General features: G+C 67.0%; 22 protein-coding genes. 8 read left to right on the plus strand and 14 right to left on the minus strand.

Annotated features, from left to right (window positions below; translation table 11 throughout):
* Positions 1–77: 77 nt before the first annotated feature.
* Together ACQ1W9_RS00800 and ACQ1W9_RS00805 are read right to left on the minus strand one after the other, a co-directional pair.
* Complete coding sequence (locus ACQ1W9_RS00800; protein WP_431024875.1) at positions 78–596, minus strand: hypothetical protein; 519 nt, start codon at positions 594–596, stop codon at positions 78–80.
* Positions 593–1,549 (minus strand): alpha/beta hydrolase, encoded by a 957-nt coding sequence (locus ACQ1W9_RS00805; RefSeq protein WP_346061042.1) that lies wholly within the window; start codon positions 1,547–1,549, stop codon positions 593–595. Before ACQ1W9_RS00805 ends, ACQ1W9_RS00800 begins: the two co-directional genes overlap by 4 nt.
* Positions 1,550–1,764: 215 nt before the next feature.
* Between ACQ1W9_RS00805 and ACQ1W9_RS00810 the strand changes: the two genes are divergently transcribed.
* Together ACQ1W9_RS00810 and ACQ1W9_RS00815 are read left to right on the plus strand one after the other, a co-directional pair.
* Positions 1,765–3,945 (plus strand): malate synthase G, encoded by a 2,181-nt coding sequence (locus ACQ1W9_RS00810; protein WP_431024876.1) that lies wholly within the window; start codon positions 1,765–1,767, stop codon positions 3,943–3,945.
* 147 nt (positions 3,946–4,092) lie between these two features.
* A complete protein-coding gene (locus ACQ1W9_RS00815) occupies positions 4,093–4,506 on the plus strand; it encodes a PaaI family thioesterase (RefSeq protein WP_346061044.1) in 414 nt (137 codons plus the stop codon).
* Here ACQ1W9_RS00815 and ACQ1W9_RS00820 read toward each other — a convergent pair.
* Positions 4,503–4,895, minus strand: a complete 393-nt coding sequence (locus ACQ1W9_RS00820) for a DUF423 domain-containing protein (protein WP_431024877.1) — start codon at positions 4,893–4,895, stop codon at positions 4,503–4,505. The two genes, ACQ1W9_RS00815 and ACQ1W9_RS00820, sit on opposite strands and share 4 nt — an antisense overlap.
* A gap of 99 nt (positions 4,896–4,994) precedes the next feature.
* Here ACQ1W9_RS00820 and thiS point away from each other — a divergent pair, with 99 nt between their 5' ends.
* The 3 genes from thiS (at position 4,995) to trmB (ending at position 6,835) form a co-directional block, all read left to right on the plus strand.
* A complete protein-coding gene (gene thiS, locus ACQ1W9_RS00825) occupies positions 4,995–5,195 on the plus strand; it encodes a sulfur carrier protein ThiS (protein WP_146801713.1) in 201 nt (66 codons plus the stop codon).
* A 68-nt stretch (positions 5,196–5,263) separates the two neighbouring features.
* Positions 5,264–6,061, plus strand: coding sequence for a thiazole synthase (locus ACQ1W9_RS00830; protein WP_431024878.1), 798 nt, complete (start codon positions 5,264–5,266; stop codon positions 6,059–6,061).
* A gap of 27 nt (positions 6,062–6,088) precedes the next feature.
* Positions 6,089–6,835 carry a tRNA (guanosine(46)-N7)-methyltransferase TrmB gene (trmB, locus tag ACQ1W9_RS00835; RefSeq protein ID WP_431024879.1) on the plus strand — a complete coding sequence of 249 codons (747 nt, stop codon included), beginning with the start codon at positions 6,089–6,091 and terminating at the stop codon, positions 6,833–6,835.
* Positions 6,836–7,409: 574 nt separating this feature from the next.
* Here the strand turns inward: trmB and ACQ1W9_RS00840 are convergent.
* Entirely contained in the window at positions 7,410–8,321 is a 912-nt protein-coding gene (locus tag ACQ1W9_RS00840; protein ID WP_431024880.1) for an AEC family transporter, read from the minus strand.
* Between the two features lie 106 nt (positions 8,322–8,427).
* Here ACQ1W9_RS00840 and ACQ1W9_RS00845 point away from each other — a divergent pair, with 106 nt between their 5' ends.
* Entirely contained in the window at positions 8,428–9,021 is a 594-nt protein-coding gene (locus ACQ1W9_RS00845; protein WP_431024881.1) for an SCO family protein, read from the plus strand.
* Positions 9,022–9,195: 174 nt separating this feature from the next.
* On the opposite strand, the gene ACQ1W9_RS00850 is transcribed toward ACQ1W9_RS00845, so the two are convergent.
* The 7 genes from ACQ1W9_RS00850 to ACQ1W9_RS00880 all read right to left on the minus strand — a co-directional run bounded on the left by ACQ1W9_RS00850 (position 9,196) and on the right by ACQ1W9_RS00880 (position 15,400).
* Entirely contained in the window at positions 9,196–10,257 is a 1,062-nt protein-coding gene (locus ACQ1W9_RS00850) for an extracellular catalytic domain type 2 short-chain-length polyhydroxyalkanoate depolymerase (RefSeq protein ID WP_431024882.1), read from the minus strand.
* A complete protein-coding gene (locus ACQ1W9_RS00855; protein WP_431024883.1) occupies positions 10,247–10,948 on the minus strand; it encodes an FKBP-type peptidyl-prolyl cis-trans isomerase in 702 nt (233 codons plus the stop codon). The genes ACQ1W9_RS00850 and ACQ1W9_RS00855 overlap by 11 nt, the downstream gene beginning before the upstream one ends.
* Positions 10,949–11,180: 232 nt before the next feature.
* Positions 11,181–11,621 (minus strand): universal stress protein, encoded by a 441-nt coding sequence (locus tag ACQ1W9_RS00860; protein WP_346061053.1) that lies wholly within the window; start codon positions 11,619–11,621, stop codon positions 11,181–11,183.
* A 24-nt stretch (positions 11,622–11,645) separates the two neighbouring features.
* Positions 11,646–12,929: a TRAP transporter large permease gene (locus ACQ1W9_RS00865; protein WP_431024884.1), complete on the minus strand. Its 1,284-nt coding sequence runs from the start codon at positions 12,927–12,929 to the stop codon at positions 11,646–11,648.
* 30 nt (positions 12,930–12,959) lie between these two features.
* Positions 12,960–13,538, minus strand: coding sequence for a TRAP transporter small permease (locus tag ACQ1W9_RS00870; protein WP_431024885.1), 579 nt, complete (start codon positions 13,536–13,538; stop codon positions 12,960–12,962).
* Between the two features lie 176 nt (positions 13,539–13,714).
* The gene (gene dctP / locus ACQ1W9_RS00875) at positions 13,715–14,737 is read right to left on the minus strand and encodes a TRAP transporter substrate-binding protein DctP (protein WP_431024886.1); all 1,023 of its coding nucleotides are present in this window, start codon (positions 14,735–14,737) and stop codon (positions 13,715–13,717) included.
* Positions 14,738–14,827: 90 nt separating this feature from the next.
* Positions 14,828–15,400 carry a TIGR02444 family protein gene (locus tag ACQ1W9_RS00880; protein ID WP_431024887.1) on the minus strand — a complete coding sequence of 191 codons (573 nt, stop codon included), beginning with the start codon at positions 15,398–15,400 and terminating at the stop codon, positions 14,828–14,830.
* A 78-nt stretch (positions 15,401–15,478) separates the two neighbouring features.
* Here ACQ1W9_RS00880 and ACQ1W9_RS00885 point away from each other — a divergent pair, with 78 nt between their 5' ends.
* Together ACQ1W9_RS00885 and bamE are read left to right on the plus strand one after the other, a co-directional pair.
* On the plus strand, positions 15,479–17,428 hold the full coding sequence (locus ACQ1W9_RS00885; RefSeq protein WP_431024888.1) for an ATP-binding cassette domain-containing protein: 1,950 nt from the start codon (positions 15,479–15,481) through the stop codon (positions 17,426–17,428).
* 18 nt (positions 17,429–17,446) lie between these two features.
* Entirely contained in the window at positions 17,447–17,707 is a 261-nt protein-coding gene (bamE, locus tag ACQ1W9_RS00890) for an outer membrane protein assembly factor BamE domain-containing protein (RefSeq protein WP_431024889.1), read from the plus strand.
* A gap of 14 nt (positions 17,708–17,721) precedes the next feature.
* On the opposite strand, the gene dtd is transcribed toward bamE, so the two are convergent.
* The 3 genes from dtd to thiD all read right to left on the minus strand — a co-directional run bounded on the left by dtd (position 17,722) and on the right by thiD (position 20,004).
* A complete protein-coding gene (dtd, locus tag ACQ1W9_RS00895) occupies positions 17,722–18,159 on the minus strand; it encodes a D-aminoacyl-tRNA deacylase (protein WP_431024890.1) in 438 nt (145 codons plus the stop codon).
* A gap of 114 nt (positions 18,160–18,273) precedes the next feature.
* Positions 18,274–19,119 (minus strand): universal stress protein, encoded by an 846-nt coding sequence (locus tag ACQ1W9_RS00900; RefSeq protein WP_431024891.1) that lies wholly within the window; start codon positions 19,117–19,119, stop codon positions 18,274–18,276.
* Between the two features lie 72 nt (positions 19,120–19,191).
* The gene (thiD, locus tag ACQ1W9_RS00905; RefSeq protein ID WP_431024892.1) at positions 19,192–20,004 is read right to left on the minus strand and encodes a bifunctional hydroxymethylpyrimidine kinase/phosphomethylpyrimidine kinase; all 813 of its coding nucleotides are present in this window, start codon (positions 20,002–20,004) and stop codon (positions 19,192–19,194) included.
* Between the last annotated feature and the right edge of the window lie 251 nt (positions 20,005–20,255).

Genomic DNA, 20,255 nt, shown 5'->3' on the forward strand with positions numbered 1-20,255 from the left:
GGCGTGCAGGCAGCGGCAGATGGAGCGCCTGCTAGGACGCCAGTAAGGCGGCCGGGGGAGCATGCAGGGTAGGGGCCCTAGAGGGCATCGGCATCGAAGGCACCGCTGATGGTTCGCTCCCAGCGCGGCCGGGTGTCTTCGGGGCGGCGCAGGCGGAGCTCCAGCCGGTAGGGTAACAGGGTGCGATCCGAGAGACGCAGTTCGGGGCCATCCGCCACCAGGCGCGTATCCAGTAGCCACTGGCCGGCGGGCGCTTCGGCATGGCTTATCCGTGGCTGCCAATCGATCACCTGGGGGCCGGCCGGGTAGGCCAGCAGGGCTCGGGTCAGGCTCTCCTCGAAGCGCGCCTGGCCGATGGGCAGGCTCGCCTCCACCTCGGTGCTGGACAGCAGCAAGACGACCTCTCGGGCCTCGAGCTCCCAGGCCGGCTCTTCGATCAGCAGTCGGGTGGCCTGCTCGCTGAGCCCCAGCAGCGCCTGGCGCAGCTGGGTGGGACGATCCGGTGGGCTGGCGCAGCCCGCCAACAGGAGCATCAGGCCGATGACCAGCAGCCGGCTGATCGGCGCGCCCCCGAGGGCGGGCAGGCGTTGCCTCATCGGTGCAGCTCCTGGCGGGCCAGAAACCCATCCAGTTCATCGAACAGGGCCTCGCGGATCGGCGCCGTCTCGTTGACCAGATGGTGGCGGGCCTCCGGGTGACGATGAATCTCGGCGTCGGGGAACTTGCGGGCCAGGATATCCAGGTTCCATTGCCAATCCACGGTCAGGTCCTGTTCTCCCTGGAGGATCAGTACCGGAAGCTGCGCCGGAGGCAACGCCAGCAGGCGCGGGATCCAGCGCCGCATGGCGCTGATCCAGGTCACCGAGAGGCGATCCGGCTGCAGGGGGTCCTGGTCGCGGAGGAAGGTGGTGAAGTCGTCATCATTGGAATTGGCCCGGTACTTGCGCGGCAGGCTACGGATAAAGGGGCTGGCCACCAGGTGCAACCAGCTGGACTGGTTCCAGCCCCAGGGGCGCACCAGGGGGGCCAGCAGGGCCAGGCCGGCCCATTGGCTTTCGGCGTTGCGGGTCAGGGCGTCGGTGGCGAGGATGGCGGCGCCGGTGCTCTGGCCGATGCCCACCCAGGGGCGCGGGGCCAGGCCTTCCAGGCTCAGGCGTTGTTGCAGGGCGACCAGGCAGCGTCCGTAGTCGTCGAAATCATCGATGCAGGCGCGCCGTCCGGTGGAGAGGCCGTGCCCCGGCAGGTCCCAGAGCACTACCCGCCAGCCGCCCGCCAGCAGGCGCTCCAGCAGATGGCGATAGAGGCCCAGGTGGTCGAAGTAACCATGCACCACGAAGGCGGTGCCGCGTGGCTGTGCCGGACTCCACACTTGAGTCCAGAGGCGAAAGGGGGCGGCCTCGGTATAGCCCACGTGCAACCCCACCCGGTCGCCGAGCAGCGGCATCAGGCGGTAATGGGCGAGATAATCTTCCAGATGCGGCAGCGCCTGAGGGGCATGCCCGGCGGGCATGATGGGTCCCAGGGTAGTGAGCGGCGTGAAGTCGGTCATGAAAGCCTCCCGTCAGGCGCCAATCCTAGCGTTATGGGCCCCTCCAGGCCATATTGCCGGGAGATGGATTCATCATTTGGTCGAGGCGGGCAGACCAGGCGCCCAAAATCGGGTAGCATATGGAAGGTATTTCCACAAATATATACTGGTTTCGTATACGAAATAACGATAAGCAGCCGGCGGTGCCTGCCGGCTGCAGCGCATCAGGAGGCCCCATGACCGACCGAGTCACTCGCCACCGTCTCCAGGTGGCCAGCGAGCTGGACCATTTCATCAATGAGCAGGCCCTGCCGGGGTCGGGTATCGATGCCGAGGCCTTCTGGACCGGCGTCGACGCGCTGGTTCACGATTTGACCCCGAAAAATCGTGAATTGCTCGCAGAGCGTGAGCGTCTGCAGCGGCAGCTGGATACCTGGCATCGCGAGAACCCTGGCCCGGTACGCGACATGCCCGCCTATCGCCGCTTCCTCGAGGAGGTCGGCTACCTGGCCGAGGTCCCGGCCAAGGTGCGGGTCAGCACCTCCAAGGTGGATGCCGAGCTGGCCTCCCAGGCCGGCCCCCAGCTGGTGGTGCCGGTCAGTAATGCCCGTTACGCCCTGAATGCCGCCAATGCGCGCTGGGGCAGCCTCTATGATGCGCTCTATGGCACCGACGCGATCAGTGACGACGATGGCGCCGAGAAGGGCAAGGCCTTCAACCCCAAGCGCGCCGCCAAGGTGATCGCCTATGCCCGCGGCGTGCTGGATATCGCCGCCCCCCTGGCCACCGGTTCTCACCGCGAGGCGATCAAGTATGTGATCCGTGACGGCCACCTGGTGGTCACCCTGGAAGGCGGCCGCGAGACCGGCCTCAAGGATGCCGGCAAGCTGGTGGGGTATCGCGGCGAGGCGGCCTCTCCCGAGGCGGTACTGCTCGGCAACCACGGCCTGCACCTGGAGATCCAGTTCGACGCCGAGCACTTTATCGGCAAGGACGATCCCGCGCATATCAAGGACCTGCTGATGGAGGCCGCCCTCTCCGCCATCATGGACTGCGAGGACTCCGTGGCCGCGGTGGATGCCGAGGACAAGGTGGGCGTCTACCGCAACTGGCTGGGCTTGATGAAGGGCGACCTGGAAGAGCGTTTCGAAAAAGGCGGCGAGACGGTGGTGCGTCGCCTCAATCCGGATCGCCGCTACACCGCCCCGGATGGCGGCAGCCTGACCCTGCCGGGGCGCTCGCTGCTCTTCGTGCGCAACGTGGGTCACCTGATGACCACCCCGGCGGTGCTGGACGCCGAGGGCAATGAGGTACCCGAGGGCATCCTCGACTGCGTGGTGACCAGTTTGATCGCCCTGCGCGACCTGCAGAAGCGCGCCGACGAGCCGCGCAACTCCCGTGAGGGCTCGGTCTATATCGTCAAGCCGAAGATGCACGGTCCCCGGGAAGTCGCCTTCGCCGACGAGCTGTTTGGTCGCGTCGAGGCGCTGCTGGGCATGCCCCGTGACACCCTGAAGATGGGCATCATGGACGAGGAACGCCGTACCTCCACCAACCTCAAGGCGTGCATCAATGCCGCCGCCTCCCGGGTGGTGTTTATCAATACCGGCTTCCTCGACCGCACCGGCGACGAGATGCACACTGTGATGCAGGCCGGGCCCATGGTGCGCAAGGGTGACATGAAGCATGCCGCCTGGATCCAGGCCTATGAGCGCAATAACGTGCAGATCGGCCTGGCCTGCGGCCTGCGCGGTCGCGCCCAGATCGGCAAGGGCATGTGGGCCATGCCGGACCTGATGGCCGCCATGCTGGAGCAGAAGGTGGCCCAGCCCAAGGCCGGTGCCAACACCGCCTGGGTGCCGTCGCCCACCGCCGCAACACTTCACGTACTGCACTACCATCAGGTCAATGTTCAGGCGGTGCAGCGCGAGCTGGAGAGCCAGGGGGAACCCGACTTCCTGAATGATCTCCTGACCGTGCCGGTGGCGGAGAGCCCGAACTGGTCCGATGAGGCAATCCAGCAGGAGCTCGACAACAACTGTCAGGGCATCCTCGGCTATGTGGTGCGCTGGGTTGAGCACGGCGTCGGCTGTTCCAAGGTGCCGGACATCCACGACGTGGGCCTGATGGAAGATCGCGCCACCCTGCGGATCTCCAGCCAGCATGTGGCCAACTGGCTGCACCATGGCGTGGTCAGCGCCGAACGGGTCCGGGAGACCCTGGAGCGCATGGCCAGGGTGGTGGACGAGCAGAACGCCGGCGACCCCGCTTACGTGCCGATGAGCCGCGACTTCGCCGCTTCCACCGCCTTCCAGGCGGCCAGCGAGCTGGTCTTCAATGGCCTCGAGCAGCCCTCCGGCTACACCGAGCCGCTGCTGCACCACTGGCGGGCGGTGCATAAGGCGCGTGCCAACTAAGCCCCATTGCCCATCCTGCTAGTGCAACGCCCCGGCGGCCTTCAGGCCCCGGGGCGTTGGTCGTTTCGGGCTGGGCCCGGAGGCGGCCTTGCGCTATCTTGTGGCGCAACGCTTGCCACCGTTTCGCCCGCCGCAGGGAGCGCCGCCATGATCGTGATGACCGCCGCCGCCATCGAGGAGTTTCTCGACGAGGTCTTTCCCCAGCGCCAGGGCACCATCGAGGGCGTCGACGAGATGCGCGCCACCATGAGCCTGGCCATCGAGGACGAGCACCTCAGGCCGGGAGCCTGCGTCTCCGGGCCGACCCTGATGGGGCTGGCCGATGTCTGCCTCTACGTGGCCATTCTGGCCCAGGTGGGGCCGGAGCCCATGGCGGTGACCACCGACCTCAACTGCCACTTCCTGCGCCGGGCCCGGGGCGACCGCGACCTGATCGCCAATGCCCGCATCGTCAAGCTGGGCCGGCGCCTGGCGGTGGGCGAGGTGCAGCTCTTCTCCGCCGGGGATGAGGAACCGGTGGCCCTGGTGACCGCCACCTATGCGCTGCCGGAGATGGACTAGTCGGGCGTCGCGGGGTGCCCGGCGCGTAGCACGCAGGCGCCCAGGGCCAGCCAGCCGCCGATCAAGGCCAGGCCACCCAGCGGCGTGATCAGGCCCAGGCGGCCCAGGCCGCTCAGCGCCAGGGCATAGAGGGAGCCGCAGAAGAGCGCGATGCCCAGGGCCCAGAGGCCCAGCGCCAGGCGTTGCCCTGGCAGGGGCCTGGTGGCCCGCCAGGCCAGCACGCCAAGCATGGCCAGGGTATGCCAGGCCTGATAGCGCACCCCGGTCTCGAAGGCCGCCATCAGGCGCGGCACCAGGCGTCCCTCCAGGGCATGGGCGCCGAAGGCGCCGGCGGCGACCATCAGGGCCCCCGAGGCGGCCACCAGCAACCACCAGTTGCGATCACGCATCGCTTGTCTCCGTACTCGTCGAGGCAGGCGCTACCGTACCCTGGCAAGGGCGAACAGGCTACAATATGGCCCCTGCCATCCAGCTATCGAGAGGACGCCATGCAGATCCAGCTCAATGGAGAATCCAAGCCGCTCGATGGCGAGGTGACGATCCAGCAACTGCTCGAGTCCCTGGGGCTCGCCGGGCGGCGTATCGCCGTCGAGGTCAACGAAGAGATCGTCCCCCGCAGCATTCATGCCGAGACTCGCCTCGCCGAGGGCGATCGAGTCGAGATCGTGCACGCCATCGGCGGCGGCTAAGCCCGCGGCGCCCGCATTCGACGACCCGACGCCCTGCGATCCCGCGGCCAATCGAGGAAACCAAACAGATGACTCAAACACTCAGCGACCAGCCCTTCGTGGTGGCCGGCCGCCCCTTCAGCTCCCGCCTGCTGGTGGGGACCGGCAAGTACCAGGATTTCGACGAGACCGCGGCGGCCATCGATGCCAGCGGCGCCGAGATCGTCACCTTCGCGGTGCGGCGCACCAACCTGGGGCAGGATGCCTCGGCGCCGAACCTGCTCGACGTGATCTCCCCGCAGCGCTACACCCTGCTGCCCAATACCGCCGGCTGCTACACCGCCAAGGACGCGGTGCGCACCTGCAAGCTGGCCCGGGAGCTGCTCGACGGCCACAACCTGGTCAAGCTCGAGGTGCTGGGCGACGACAGCACCCTCTACCCCAATGTGGTGGAGACCCTGAAGGCCGCCGAGGCGCTGCTGGCCGACGGCTTCGATGTGATGGTCTATACCAGCGACGATCCCATCGTGGCCAAGGAACTGGAGCGCCTGGGCTGCTGCGCCATCATGCCCCTGGGCTCGTTGATCGGCTCCGGTCACGGCCTGCAGAACCCGCACAATACCCGCTTGATCGTGGAGCAGGCCGAGGTGCCGGTGCTGGTGGACGCGGGGATCGGTACCGCCTCCGACGCCGCCATGGCCATGGAGCTGGGCTGCGATGCGGTGCTGATGAACACCGCCATCGCCCATGCCCGCCAGCCGGTGCTGATGGCCCAGGCCATGAAGCAGGCAGTGGAGGCTGGGCGCCAGGCCTATCTGGCCGGGCGCATGCCGCGTCGCCAGAGCGCCGATCCCTCCTCGCCCTTCGCCGGCCGCATCAACGGCTGAGCCCGACTCAGGAATCGAACGAGGCGTATGAACGACGAACGTACCCCCGAGCCGGAGGCCCAGGCCACCGGCGAGGCCAATCAGGACACGCTCTACAAGCGTGGAATCAAGAGCTATGTGCTGCGTGCCGGTCGCATGACCGGGGCCCAGACCCGCGGCCTGGAGGAGGTCTGGCCGCGGCTGGGCCTGACTCTGGACGGCGGGCGCCTGGACCTGGACGCCCTCTTCGGTCGCCAGGCCCGGCGGGTGGTGGAGATCGGCTTCGGCATGGGCGCCTCCCTGATCGAGCAGGCCGAGACCCACCCGGATACCGATTTTATCGGCATCGAGGTGCATGCTCCCGGCGTCGGCAAGCTGCTCGACGAGGCCGACAAGCGGGGCCTCACCAACCTGCGGGTGTTCCGCGAGGATGCGGTGCGGGTGCTCGACGAGTGCCTCCCGGCGGACAGCATCGATACCCTGCAGCTGTTCTTCCCCGATCCCTGGCCGAAGAAGAAGCATCACAAGCGGCGCATCGTGCAGCCCGCCTTCGTGGAGCTGATTCGCCACCGCCTCAAGGTGGGGGGCACCCTGCATATGGCCACCGACTGGGAGAACTATGCCGAGCATATGGCCGAGGTGATGGCGGCGGCGCCGGGGTATCGCAATACCGCCACCGCGGAGACCGCGCCCTATGTGCCGCGCCCCGAGTTTCGACCCCTGACCAAGTTCGAGGCCCGCGGCGAACGCCTGGGCCACGGCGTCTGGGACCTGATCTTCGCTCGTAGCGAGTAAGCAACAGCCGATGGGGTCGGGCGCGGCCCTGTGCCGCGCCCCGGCTCTCCAGTACCCCGCCCCCTGACCCAGTTCGAGGCCCGCGGCGAACGCCTGGGCCACGGCGTCTGGGACCTGATCTTCGCGCGTAGCGAGTGGGAAAGAGGGAGGGCTGGGGGGGACCCTTCGCCAGCGAGGCCCCGCCATAAAAAAGCGGCGACTCCGTGGGAGTCGCCGACAAGGACCGTGACTAGCTTGATGAGGAGAAACCATGGCAGGGAACCTGACATTCTCTGCGATGGGTATGGCGTCTGGCCGACGCCATGCAGACAAGGTAATCATTCGCATTCGTCGCGTCAACAGAAAACGAGAATCTTTTTCGTTTGATTCCCTGTGCCATTCGCCACGCATAAAAAAGCGGCGACTCCGAGGAGTCGCCGACAAGGACCGTGACTAGCTTGATGAGGAGAAACCATGGCAGGGAACCTGACATTCTCTGCGATGGGTATGGCGTCTGGCCGACGCCATGCAAACAAGATAATCATTCTCATTTGTCGGGTCAACGGAAAATGCGACTATTTTTCATTTGCCCGCATCAGGCCGCCAGGCTTAGCCATAGGGGCAGGCTCAGCATCGCCAGCAGCGTCTGCCCGGTGATCAGCGCCGCCATCAGTTCGGCGTCGCCACCCAGCTGGCGCGCCAGGATATAGGCCGAGGTGGCGGTGGGCAGGGCGGCGAAGAGCAGGGCCACGTCGCGGCTCACGCTATCCAGCCCCAGCGCCCAGGCCAGGCCCAGCACCAGGGCCGGCATCAGCAGCAACTTGATGCCATGGGTCGTCCAGACGGCGCGGTCACGGCGCAGCAGCGCCTGGGGACGCAGGGCCACGCCCACCGCCACCAGGCCCAGGGGCAGAGCGGTGCGGCCCAGCAACTCCAGGGTGGGAGCGCTCCAACCGGGCAGGCCCCGGCCCGAGAGGTTCAGGGCGATACCACCCAGGCAGGCGAGGATCAGCGGGTTGGTGATCAGGGCACGCAGGCTGCGGCCCAGGCTGCCGGGGCCCAGGGTGCCGACGCCGATAAAGCAGAGCACGCAGAGCAGGTTGACGGTCGGTACCATCAGCGCCACGGCCACCGCCGCCGTGGTGGCGCCGAGGCCGCCGTGCAGCGCCGCGGCGCCGGCCACGCCCACATAGGTATTGAAACGCAGGCTGCCCTGGAAGAGCGAAGTGAAGGTGGCCGCCTCCGGCGTGAGGCGGGGGCGCCACCACCACAGCAGGACGGCGAAGAGCAGCATGCCGCCCAGCAGTACCAGGGCCAGCCGGGCCACCGGGACCCGAGCGATCTCCGCCTCGGCCAGGGTGCCCACCAGCATGGCCGGAAACAGCAGGTAGTAGATCAGCCGCTCCAGGCGGGGCCAGAAGTCGCCGCCGGGCAGGCCCAGGCGTCCCAGCAGGGCCCCCAGCAGGATCAGCAGAAAAAGCGGGCCCAGGGCGTCGAGGATTTCCATGGTGCGACAAGGCTCCAGGTCACGGTCGTTGGCGAGTGCTGATAAGCTTACCCTGATAGAGAGGCGGCCCGCGATGGTCGCGACCCGAGACGACGAGGGGGAGACGATGACGGCGAAGGTTCGCTGGTTGAGTGTGGGGATCCTGGGGCTGCTGTTATTGGCCCTGGGGGGCTGGTTCTGGCAGCAGGGGCGCGAGGATGAGGGGGCGCCCCGGGGCGGCGAAATCGCCCTGCCTTCCACCCATGGCGATTTCACCCTGTCGGCGCTGGGCGAGGAGCAGCTGGCGGCCATCTATTTCGGCTACACCTACTGCCCGGATGTCTGTCCCATGACCCTGGCGGTGGTGCGTCAGGCCCTGGGCCAGCTGGAGCCGGCGCTGGCCGAGCGGGTGGTGCCGGTGATGATCAGCGTCGACCCCGAGCGGGATACCCTGGAGCGGCTCGAGGAGTATATGGGGTACTTCGGCGATGAATTCATCGGCGCCCGGGGCGGCGAGGCGCAGCTCGAGGATATCGCCGAACGCTACGGCATCTTCTGGCGCCGGGTCGAGATGGAGGAGTCCGCCATGGACTATACCGTGGACCACGGCGCCTCGCTCTATCTGGTCGACCGCCATGGAGAGATTCGTCGGCGAGTGCTCTATTCGCCCGCGCCTCATGCCCTGATCGAGGCGCTGCGCCAGGAACTGGGCGATACGTAAGCGGATAGACTCGCCGCAGGCGAGTGCTCCCGACCCAATATCCCCCGACGCCCCATGCACTGATCGAGGCGCTGCGCCAGGAACTGGGCGATACGTAAGCGGATAGACTCGCCGTCGGCGAGTGCTCCCGACCCAATATCCCCCGACGCCCCATGCGCTGATCGAGGCGCTGCGTCAGGAGTTGGGCTCCTGATCCGCCTCCGGCGGGCTGAGCAGGCGTTCCACCATGGCGTCCAGGGCCCGTAGCTGACGGCCGTCGCGGTTGTCATGGTCGGGATGGGGGCGCCAGCTGTTCTCGTCGTAGCCCCACCAGTCCCAGCAGCCCTGGGGGTTGCCCAGGCTGAGAGCGACCTGAGGGTAAAGCACGGCCAGGCGATGCGCATCGGCCCAGGCATTGAGGCCGGAGTGGCGGGCGAAGGTGTCATCGACCTGCTCGGCGCCCATGGCGCAGCCGTGCAGGGCCACCACCAGGCCGCAGGCCTCGCCGTCGGTGCACTCCGCCGGCAGGTAGAGATAGCCGTTCTCGCCCAGCTGACGTGCCCCGCTGTCGGCCTCCTGAGAAAAGCGCAAGAGTTCTCCCGAGGGCGCGGCGGGTGGTGACGACTCGGCCTCGCCATAGAGCCAGGCCAGGGCCTCGCCGGCACCGTCGTAGCCACAGTCCAGCAGGTAGGGGCTGCCCCCCGCTTCACAATCCACCAGGGGGGGCTGCGGGGCGACCCGCTCGCCGGCCACCGGCCAGCCATGGCCGGCCTCCGCCGTGACGACCCGGCGCAGCTGGGTGTCGGCATCCGTCAGCCAGCCGCGATACTGCTCGACGAGCCGTTCCCCCACCTCGGGGAGCACGGTGCCGTCGTGCCCGCCATGCCACAGGAAGACCCGCTGGCGGGCCAGCTCCTCGCTGGCGCCCACCCGGCCCTCGGCCAGGTAGGCGGCGTGACGAGCTTTCAGCTCGTCCGGGTCGGGAGGGCCGCGGTGGGTCAGCATGCACTGGCCCAGGGCTCGCCCCAGGCTGCCCTGGGCGCAGCCCCAGGGGCCGGCGGCGAAGACCCCCAGGCGCGTATAGCGTCGGGGATAGGCCACCGCCAGTTGAGTGGCCATATAGCCCCCGGAAGAGACGCCCAGCACACCGAGGCGCTCGGCATCGAGGCCCAGGGCCGGCAAGGAGGGCGCATCACTATCGGCGAGGGCGGCGCCGGAAAGCGCCAGCGCCGCCAAGAGGGCGTGTTTACTCGGCATCGGGCTCTTCATCGACACCCAGCAGTTCCACCTTGAAGGTCAGGGTCTCGTAGGGACCGATGGGGCCACCGGTGCCGGCCTCGCCGTAGGCGAGATCGTAGGGCAGGTAGAGCATCCAGGTGTCGCCCACGCTCATCAGCTGCAGGGCTTCCTGCCAGCCTTCGATGACCTGGTTGACGCGGAAGCTGATCGGCTCGCCGCGCTCATAGGAGCTGTCGAAGACGCTGCCATTCAGCAGGGTGCCCTCATAGTGCACCTCGACCTGGGAGTCCGGGCCGGGGGTGGCGCCGTCACCGGATTCGATCACCTTGTACTGCAGGCCGGAGTCGGTGACTACCACGCCATCGGCCTCGGCGTTTTCGGCCAGGAAGGTCTCGCCGGCCTCGCGGGCCGCCTCGGTCTGACGCTGGGCCTCGGCCTGGCGCTCGGCCATGGCCTGCTGCTGGAATTGCATCAGGGTCTCGGCCATCTCTTCTTCGCTCAGGGCCAGCTCCGCATCGGTGTAGACATCGCGGATGGCCTGGGTGAAGGCCTCGATATCCAGGTCGTCGACGTCCTGTACCAGGCTCTGGCCCAGGGTCACGCCCAGGCTGTAGCCGAGCCGGGCTTCCTCGCTCTCCAGGTCGGCCAGGGCGAAGGGGGCGGCGCACAGGAGTGAGCCCAGGGCGGCGGCGCGAACCAATGTCTTCATGCAGAGTCCTCGATGAAATGGGTCATTTAGCACCCCTCGGACTCTATCAGGAGTGGCCGGGTTCCGCATCCGGCTGGCTTTAAGGGGACTCCGAGGGATATTGGCGCTATCCGGCGGCGGACGCTATCAGGAGTGGCCGGGTTCCGCATCCGGACTGGCGGGGCAGCAAAAAGGTAACGGGTCGGGGAATACCCGGCCCGTTGTTTCGAGTGTGGTTGGCAGGAGGCGGGGATCAGACCACCAGGGTGGGGCACTTGGCCATGCTCGCCACCCGCTGGGAGACGCTGCCCAGCAGGTAGGAGGTCTTGTCGCCGTTGGTGCCCTGGGAGCCGATCACGATCAGGTCGATATCGCGCTTGCGGGCGAAGCGCACGATGGTGCTGGAGGGGCGCCCGCCCTTGACGAAGGCGCGCACCTTGGGGGCGCCTCGTTCCAGGGCGTCGTGCTTGGCCTGGACGGCGATCTCGGTGGCGTACTCCTTGAGGGCGTCATCGGGAATATCCAGCTTGCTGGGGCGTACCATGGACAGCGACGCCTCCAGCAGGCTGTGGTGCTTGAAGACGCAGAGAATATAGAGCTCGGCGCCGGTCAGCTTGGCCAGGTCCACGGCCTTCTCCAGGGCCTTGAGGGCTCCCTTGGAACCGTCCACCGGTAGCAGAATCTTTTCGAACATCGTCGTCTCCTCCTTGAGCCAGGATCAGCGGAAGGCCAGATCCCGGAGGAACAGGGCGATCTGCGGGAAGATGATCAACAGCGCCGCCGCCAGCACCAGCATAAAGACGAAGGGCGGCGTACCCTTGATCACGTCCAGGTAAGGGCGCTTGAAGATGGCGATGGCGGTGAAGATATCGCAGCCGAAGGGTGGCGTCGCCGAGCCGATGGCCACCTGCAGGGTAATCAGGATCCCCACCAGCACCGGGTCGAGGCCGGTGGCCTCGATGGCCGGGGCAAAGATCGGCGTCAGTACCAGGATCACCACGATGGGGTCGACGAACATGCAGGCCACAAAGAAGGCCACGCAGATCGCGATCAGCACCCCGGTGGGCCCCGCCTCGTTGATGCCCACCGCTTCGAGAATGGCCTGGGGAATCTGTGCGAAGGAGATGATCCAGGAGAAGCCGTTACCGACCCCGACCAGGATAAAGACCACGGCGGTGATCAGGCCGGTGGATTTGGCGATGGCGTAGATATCCGCCATTTTCAGGGAGCGGAAGATGACGAACTCCAGCAACACGGCATAGAGCACGCAGGCCGCCGCGGCTTCGGTGGGGCTGAAGATGCCGCCATAGATACCGCCGACGATGATCACCGGGAAGCCCAGGGGCCAGAGGGCGCCCTGTACCGCCTGAGCGCGCTCCTTCCAGCTACTCCGGGTTTCGGTGGGTACCTTGTTGATATAGGCGTAGGCGATGCAGTAGGCCGAGAACATGACCAGGATCAGCAGCCCCGGGCCGATGCCGGCGATAAACAGTTCACCGATGGAGGTGCCGGAGATGACCCCGTAGATGATCATGCCGATACTCGGCGGGATCAGGAAGGCGATATCACTGGAGTTGATGATCAGCGCCAGGGTGAAGGAGTCGGTGTAACCCGCCTTGAGCATGCGCGGGCGCAGCGGCGAGCCTACCGCCACCACCGTGGCCTGGGTCGACCCGGAGACCGCCCCGAAGAGGGTACAGGAGGCGGCGGTGGAGACCGCCAGGCCGCCCTTAACGTGGCCGATAAAGGCCATCACCATATTGATCAGGCGCTCGGCGGACTGGCCGCGGGTCATGATATCGGCGGCCAGGATAAACATGGGGACCGCGATCAGCGAGGCCGGGCGGATACCCGCCATGATCTGCTGAATCAGGGTATCCATCTGGCCGAGGCCGTTGAACATCATGAAGAAGCCGATGACCGCCGCGGTAATCAGCGGAATCATCATCGGAAAGCCCAGCAGCAGCAGGGCGATCATGGTTACTACCATTATTGTCGTCATCGTTTATTCCCCTGGGTGACTCGCCCGGTGTCAGACTTCCTTTTCCGTATCCTTGTACCCGTCAACCACGCCCGTCGAGAGATAGACGTCCCGGGAGACCAGGTTCTTGATGGCGGTCAGCAGGTATTGGATACCCGTGATCAGAAACCCCAGTGGCACCCAGACATAGATGGTCCAGATCGGGAACCCCAGGGCCGGCAGGACTCGCCCCTTGGACTGCAGGTCGAGGATATAGACGATGGAGTAGTAGCAGAGAAAGAACATTGCCAGGGAGGTAAAGAAGGCGATGGTGATCATCAGCACCTTGCGCCCGCCCACCGGCAGGGCATCGTAGATGGCCGACATGCGGATATGGCGACCATGGCGAGCCGCGTAGCCGATGCCGGCGAAGGTGATCATGATGATCAGGATGCGGTTGATCTCGCCGGAAAAGAAGATGCTGTCGCCGAACACGAATCGGGCGATCACATTGGCCACGGTGTTGGTGGCCATCAGCAGCACCCCCAGGGCCAGGATCACCGCCTCCACCTTGCTGATAAAGGTGTCGATGACCCCCAGGATGCCCGGCAGGCCGGAGCGGTAATTTTTTTCGGACTCTTCTTCGGTCATAAGACATTCCTTATCAGCATGCGCATCTCGGCAGGGGCCCGCTATCCGTCACCATAGGCTTGGCGGGGGGACTCGGTCCGGCTCGAGGTCAACGCTGCTTGCACGCTAGCTGCCATCAAACGAACAGGGGTGGCCCTCCTGGGCCACCCCTGCCTTGCACGCATGACGTCGACGGCTTACTCGTCGTCGGAGGTCACGGCCTCCAGGTCGGCCTTGAACTGGTTGAGCAGCTCCTCGCCACGTTCACCGGTCATCTCCAGGAAGGCCTCTTCCACCTGCGGCGCCCGCTCGCGGAAGGCCTGGATCTGTTCCTCGGTCAGGCGAGTCACGGTGACCTCATCGGAGGCTTCCTGGATCAGAGCCAGCGAATCCTCGGACAGCCCCTGGATATGCTCGATGGTCACGTCATAGGCATGATCGGCGGCATCGCGGACCAACTGCTGATCCTCCTCGGAGAGGCCCTCGAAGAAGTCCTGGTTGGCCATCATGGCGGTAGTGAACCAGCCGTGGCCGGTGAAGATCAGGTTGGGGGAGACCTCGTAGAGGCCACCGGACTCGATCCAGAAGATGGGGTTCTCCTGGCCGTCGATGATGCCGGTCTGCAGGCCACCATAGACCTCGCCCCAGGGCAGCGGCGTGGGAGTGGCGCCGAAGGCGTTATAGGTCTCGGAGAGCAGCGGGTTGGTCATCACCCGAATCTTCTTGTTGCGGAAGCCGGCCGGCTCAGTGATGGGCTCGTCGGCGGTGACCACCATCTCGCCTTCCGGGTACATCTTCAGCAGTTCCAGGCCCTGTTCGGCGTAGAGCTCCGGGAACATCTCGTTGAGGGCCACGCTCTCGTCGAAGAACTCCAGCACCGTCTCTTCATCGGTGGGCAGCAGGTAGGGAACGAAGAAGATCTGGGCTTCGGGAATCAGCGAGCCGGTAAAACCGGGCGACTGGTTGACGAACTGCAGGATGCCGTTCTGCGTCTGCTCCATGATGTCGTCGGATTCGCCGAGTTCGCCGAAGCGATAGACCTGCAGGGTATGGTCGGAGTTCTCTTCGATATAGTCCTTGAAGGCGACGGCGAAGACGTCCTGAACGTCACCCTCGAACTCCTCGTGGGCGTAGCGCCAGTTTGCAGAGTGAGCCGCGGCGGACATGCCCAGCAGCAGGGCGCCAATGCTCGCGGATGTCAGCAGTTTGGTGGCCTTCATTCTTATTCCCCTTGGCAGTTTCTGGCCGGTCACTCGGCCATGATGAGCGGATGAAATCGAGATAAATCAAGACGCTCCACTCCTTTGAGGCTAGCCGTCGGCGGATAGGGGGTCAAGTTGGGTTTCTAGGGTTTGCAGCGCCCAGAGTTGTGATTTTTCCTGCATAAGCCCGGCATCGATCAGCCGCTCCGCCAGGGATGTCTCCTGCACTTGGCGGGGGCGAATGGCGGCGCCGGTGGTGGCCAGATCGGCCAGGCGGCGCAGGGTTTCTCGCTCGGCCAGCAGCTCCGCCCGTTTCAGGGTGGCGCGCAGCTCGGCGAGTGCCGGGTCGGTAAGGGCTAACTGCTTGAGGGCGCGACGCTGGGCCCGCAGCGGCCGGGTCATCTCGGCCTGCCAGGCACGAATCGGGGCCAGGTGCGGGGGGGCGTCACTATCCGGGGTCAGCCCATGGCGATAAAGCCAACAGGCCCAGAGCAGTTCGCAGACATCGACCTTGGTCTGATCCTGCAGGGCCAGGCAGGCGGCCTCGACGCCGGGCCGCGCATAGAGGTCGAGGGCCTGGTCCCATAGCGCTAGCGCCCAGGGCGCGGCCCGGGCGGTCACGCCCTGGTGGGCCAACCAGGCCCGCAAATGGCGGCGCAATTGGGTAGAATGCATGCTCATCGAAGGCTGCTCCTCCGGTGCCGCCCCCTGCGGCGGTCCTGGGTGCGGTGGCCCGCCATTCCCGTTATCGGAGCCGGCATGATCGCATTCCGCCAACTCGCCCTGCAACGCGGCACCCAGCCCCTGATCGAAGACGCCGACCTGACCCTGCACGCCGGCCACAAGGCCGGCATCGTGGGGCCCAATGGTGCCGGCAAGTCGAGCCTGTTCAAGCTCTTGCTGGGGGAACTGGCTCCCGACAAGGGGGAAGTGGAGCTCGCCGGCGGGGTGCGCATCGCCCATATGGCCCAGGAAGTGGAGGCGCTGGAGCGCCCCATCGTCGACTATGTGCTGGATGGCGACCGGGCGTTGCGCGCCACCGAGGCGGCCCTGGCCAAGGCCCAGGCCGCCGGGGAGGCCCACCGGGAGGCGGAGCTGCATGGGCAGATCGAGGCCCTGGACGGTTACAGCGCGCCGGCCCGGGCCGCCCAGCTGCTGGTGGGGCTGGGCTTCGCCCAGGCCGATCTGTCGCGCCCCCTGTCGGATTTCTCCGGGGGCTGGCGGATGCGCGTCAACCTGGCCCGCACCCTCTTCATGCCCTCCGACCTGCTGCTGCTGGACGAGCCTACCAACCACCTGGACCTGGATGCCCTGCTGTGGCTGGAGCAGTGGCTGACCCGCTACCCCGGCACCCTGCTGCTGATCTCCCACGATCGCGACTTCCTGGATGCGGTCTGTGATCATGTCGTCCACTTCGACCGGCGCCGCCTGGTGCTCTATCGGGGCAACTACACCGCCTTCGAGCGCAGTCGCGCCGAGAAACTGGCCCAGCAGCAGGCCGAGGCCGCCAAGCAACAGGCCCGTCGCGAGGAGATCGAGCAGTTCGTGGCGCGCTTCCGGGCCAAGGCCACCAAGGCGCGCCAGGCCCAGAGCCGCCTGAAGATGCTGGAGCGCATGGAGACCATCGCCGTGGCCCATGTGGATTCTCCCTTTCACTTCACCCTGCCTGCCGCCGAGAAGACCTCTCACCCGCTGCTGGTGCTGGACGAGGCGCGCCTGGGCTATCGTGGCGAAGAAGGGGGCGAGACGGTGCAGCTGGACCAGGTCAAACTGAGCCTGCAGCCGGGCCAGCGTATCGGCCTGCTGGGACCCAACGGCGCCGGCAAGTCGACCCTGATCAAGTCGCTGACCGGCGAGCTGCCGCTGCTGGCGGGCAAGCGCATCGAGGGCGAGCACCTGGCGGTAGGCTATTTCGCCCAGCATCAGTTGGAGGGGCTGGACCTCTCCGCGTCGCCCTTCCTGCATGTGCAGCGCCTGTCGCCCCGGGCCAGCGATCAGGAGATCCGCAGCTTCCTGGGCGGCTTCGGCTTCCAGGGCGACGATGCCTTCGCCGAGGTGGGCAATTTCTCCGGCGGCGAGAAGGCGCGCCTGGCCCTGGCCCTGGTGGCCTGGCTGCGCCCCAACCTGCTGTTGCTGGACGAGCCGACCAACCACCTGGACCTGGAGATGCGCGAGGCCCTCACCGAGGCCCTGGCCGGCTTCGAGGGGGCGGTGATCCTGGTCTCCCACGATCGCCACCTGCTGCGCGCCACCGTGGACGAGTTCTGGCGGGTGGCCGATCATCGCCTCGAGCCCTTCGACGGCGACCTGGAGGATTATCGCGCCTGGCTCAAGGCGCGGCTGGAGGGCGAGCGTCGTGAAGCACGCGCCGAAAAGGGCGAGCGCCAGGCGGAGGCCGCGGCGCCGAAGGAGGATCGCAAGGCGGCACGCCGCGCCGCGGCGGAGCTGCGCGAGAAGCTGCGTCCGCTGAAGCGTCAGCGCGACAAGGCGGAACAGAGCATGGAGAAGACCCAGGCCGCCCTGGGCGAGGTGGAGGAACGCCTGGCGGATGCCGCACTCTATACGGAGGCGAGCCGCAAGGCGGAACTGACCGAACTGCTGGGTCGCCAGGGCGAGCTCAAGTCACGCCTCGACGCGCTGGAAGCGGAGTGGCTGGCCGCCGAAGAGGCCCTGGAAACCATGGAAGCCGAGTTGCTGGCGGCGGAATAAGTCCTGAGGAGGCACCCCATGATCCTGCGATCCGTGCCGGTCGCGCTGCTGTTGGCCGGCCTGGTCGGCTGCGCCAATCCGCGCCTGACCCTGGATAACTATCAGCGCCTGGAGGTCGGCATGAGTCGGGCCCAGGTGGAGGCGATACTCGGTTCGCCCAGGGAGTGCCACGGCGCCCTGATGGTGGATCTGTGTACCTGGGGGTCGGGCTCGCGTGCCATCCATGCCCAGTTCCTGGGCGGCGAGGCCCTGGCCTTCCAGTATCAGGGGCTCCACTGACCGGTCACCGCGGTTCAACTCTCGAGCAGGAAGGTGACCGGGCCGTCGTTGATCAGCTCCACCTGCATATCGGCGCCGAACTCGCCGGTGGCCGTGCGCGGCCAGGCGGCCCGGGCCCGGCCCACCAGATAGTCGAAGAGCGCCTCCCCCTCGGCGGGAGGGGCGGCGCTGGAGAAGCCGGGGCGCAGCCCCTTGCGGGTATCCGCGGCCAGGGTGAACTGGGAGACCAGGAGTAGCCCGCCTTCCACCTGGCGCAGGTCGAGATTCATCTTGCCGGCCTCATCCGAGAACACCCGGTAGTGCAGCAGCTTGTGCAGCAGCTTGTCGGCCCGGCCCCGATCATCGCCCTTCTCCACTCCCACCAGGGCCAAGAGCCCCTGGTCGATGGCACCCACTTCCTGGCCCGCCACCATCACCCGGGCGTGGCGTACCCGCTGAATCAAGGCTCGCATCGTCTCTCCTCCTGAACATCGGCGAAGGAGGGTAGCATGGTCATCGAACGGTGGCCCAGCCGGGCAGGCCCCACCGAGGCGTGGGCGGCGTCTCGCGGACGGTCGGTGGTCAGGCTACCAGGCGCGACACACCATGATATCGCAGTGGGGTTCGGCGAGCAGCCGGGCGGTCAGACGGCTCTGCTGGCCGCGTCGAGCGCGATAGCTCAGTGCCAGCAGGTCCGGCGGCTGACGGCGCAATCGGGTCAGCAACACCTCCAGGGGGTCGCCCTGCTCCAGCTCCAGGCTCAGCTCCGGGACCGACTCCACCTCGCTCATCAACTGATCCACCTCCCGCTCCAGTTGCTCCCGCAGCCGGGCCAGCTCACCATCCCGCCAGCGGGCGAAGTCGCCGCTGGAGCCCAGCTCTCGCTCGCCGGGGATATCCCAGGCGTGCAGCAGGGTCAGCCGCGCCTCGGGGAAGCGCTTGAGGGTCTCGCGCAGGGTATGGCGGCAGGTCAGCGAGAAGTCCACCGGTACCAGGATATCCCGCCACTCCTGGGTGACCGGGTGGATGGCGGAGATCACCGGGCAGGGGGCGCCGCGGATCACCCGGGCCAGGGTGGTGCCGGCCACCAGTTCCGGCTCGCCGCGCTTGCGGTGCCCGCCGAGCAGGATCAGGTCGGCCCGGCGCTCGTGGGCCTCGCGGATGATCTCCTCGAAGGGCGCGCCGGCCACGGTCTGCAGCAGCGCCTGGGGGGCGGGAAGCGCATAGTCCTCGCGGATATCGGTGAGCAGGCGCTCCATCTCGGCGACCACCGCCTGTTCCAGGTCGTGCAGTGCCTGGCGCGGCAGGTGGGGATCGAGCACATGCAGGGCATCGAGGCGGGCCCCGCTGTCCACCGCCAGTTGGATGGCTCGGCCGAAGGCGGCGCGGTTCTCCGCCGACAGGTCGCAGGCGAACAGCAGGGTACGAGTCATGGTCTCTCCCTCCCTCGGATGATGGCGATGCCCCACCTCAGAATGGTGGCTTAATCGCTCCCTCGCAAGGCGCTACCACCAGGCGTGGAAGTGGTGCACCGGGCCCTGGCCGCGGCCCACGCCCAGCCGATGGCTCTCGGTCAGGGCCGTTTCCAGCCAGGCCTTGGCCTCGGTCACCGCGGCCAGGGGGGCATCGCGATGGGCCAGGCAGGTGGCGATGGCCGAGGAGAGCGAGCAGCCGGTGCCGTGAAGGTTGGGGGTGGCGATACGCGGCCCATCGAGCCACTGGGCGCCGTGCTCGTCCACCAGCAGGTCGGGGCAGCGCTCGCCGCGCAGGTGGCCGCCCTTGAGCAGTACCCGTGGCGCGCCCAGGGCCTGGAGCCGTGGCAGCAGCGCCTCCATGGCGTCGGCATCGCCGGGGACGGGAGCATTCAGCAGCACCGCCGCCTCCGGCAGGTTGGGGGTGATCAGGTCGGCCAGGGGCACCAGCAGCTCGCGTACCGCGCGGATGCCGGCGTCATCCACCAGCACATCGCCACTCTTGGCCACCATCACCGGGTCCAGCACGATCCAGCGCGGGCGACGCTTGGTCAGGGCCTCGCGGATCGCCTCGGCCACCTCGCGACTGGCCACCATGCCGATCTTGACGGCATCGATGGCGATATCGTCGAGCAGGGTCTCCAACTGGGCGGCGATAAAGTCCGCCGGCACCGGGTGCACCCCGGTCACCCCCTGAGTGTTCTGCGCGGTCAGGGCGGTGATCACGCTGGTACCATAGGCGCCCAGCGCCGAGAAGGTCTTGAGGTCGGCCTGGATGCCGGCGCCGCCGCTGGGGTCGGAACCGGCAATGGTCAACAGCTTGGGAATCGGGGGAGTGTCGTTCATGGGAGGTCTTGTCGTTGATGTCGTCGCCTAGCCTACTGCAAGGGACAGGGGGGCCGCCATGCTGAGCCTCTTCTTAATAGCCCTGGTCAGTGCCACCCTGCTGCGAGGAGAGGCCGGGAGCTCGCCATGCTGAGCCTCTTCTTAATAGCCCTGGTCAGTGCCACCCTGCTGCGAGGAGAGGCCGAGGGCTCGCCATGCTGAGCCTCTTCTTAGTAGCCCTGGTCAGTGCCACCCTGCTGCGAGGAGAGGCC

Source organism: Halomonas sp. H5 (assembly GCF_050613175.1).
Classification (GTDB): domain Bacteria; phylum Pseudomonadota; class Gammaproteobacteria; order Pseudomonadales; family Halomonadaceae; genus Bisbaumannia; species Bisbaumannia salifodinae.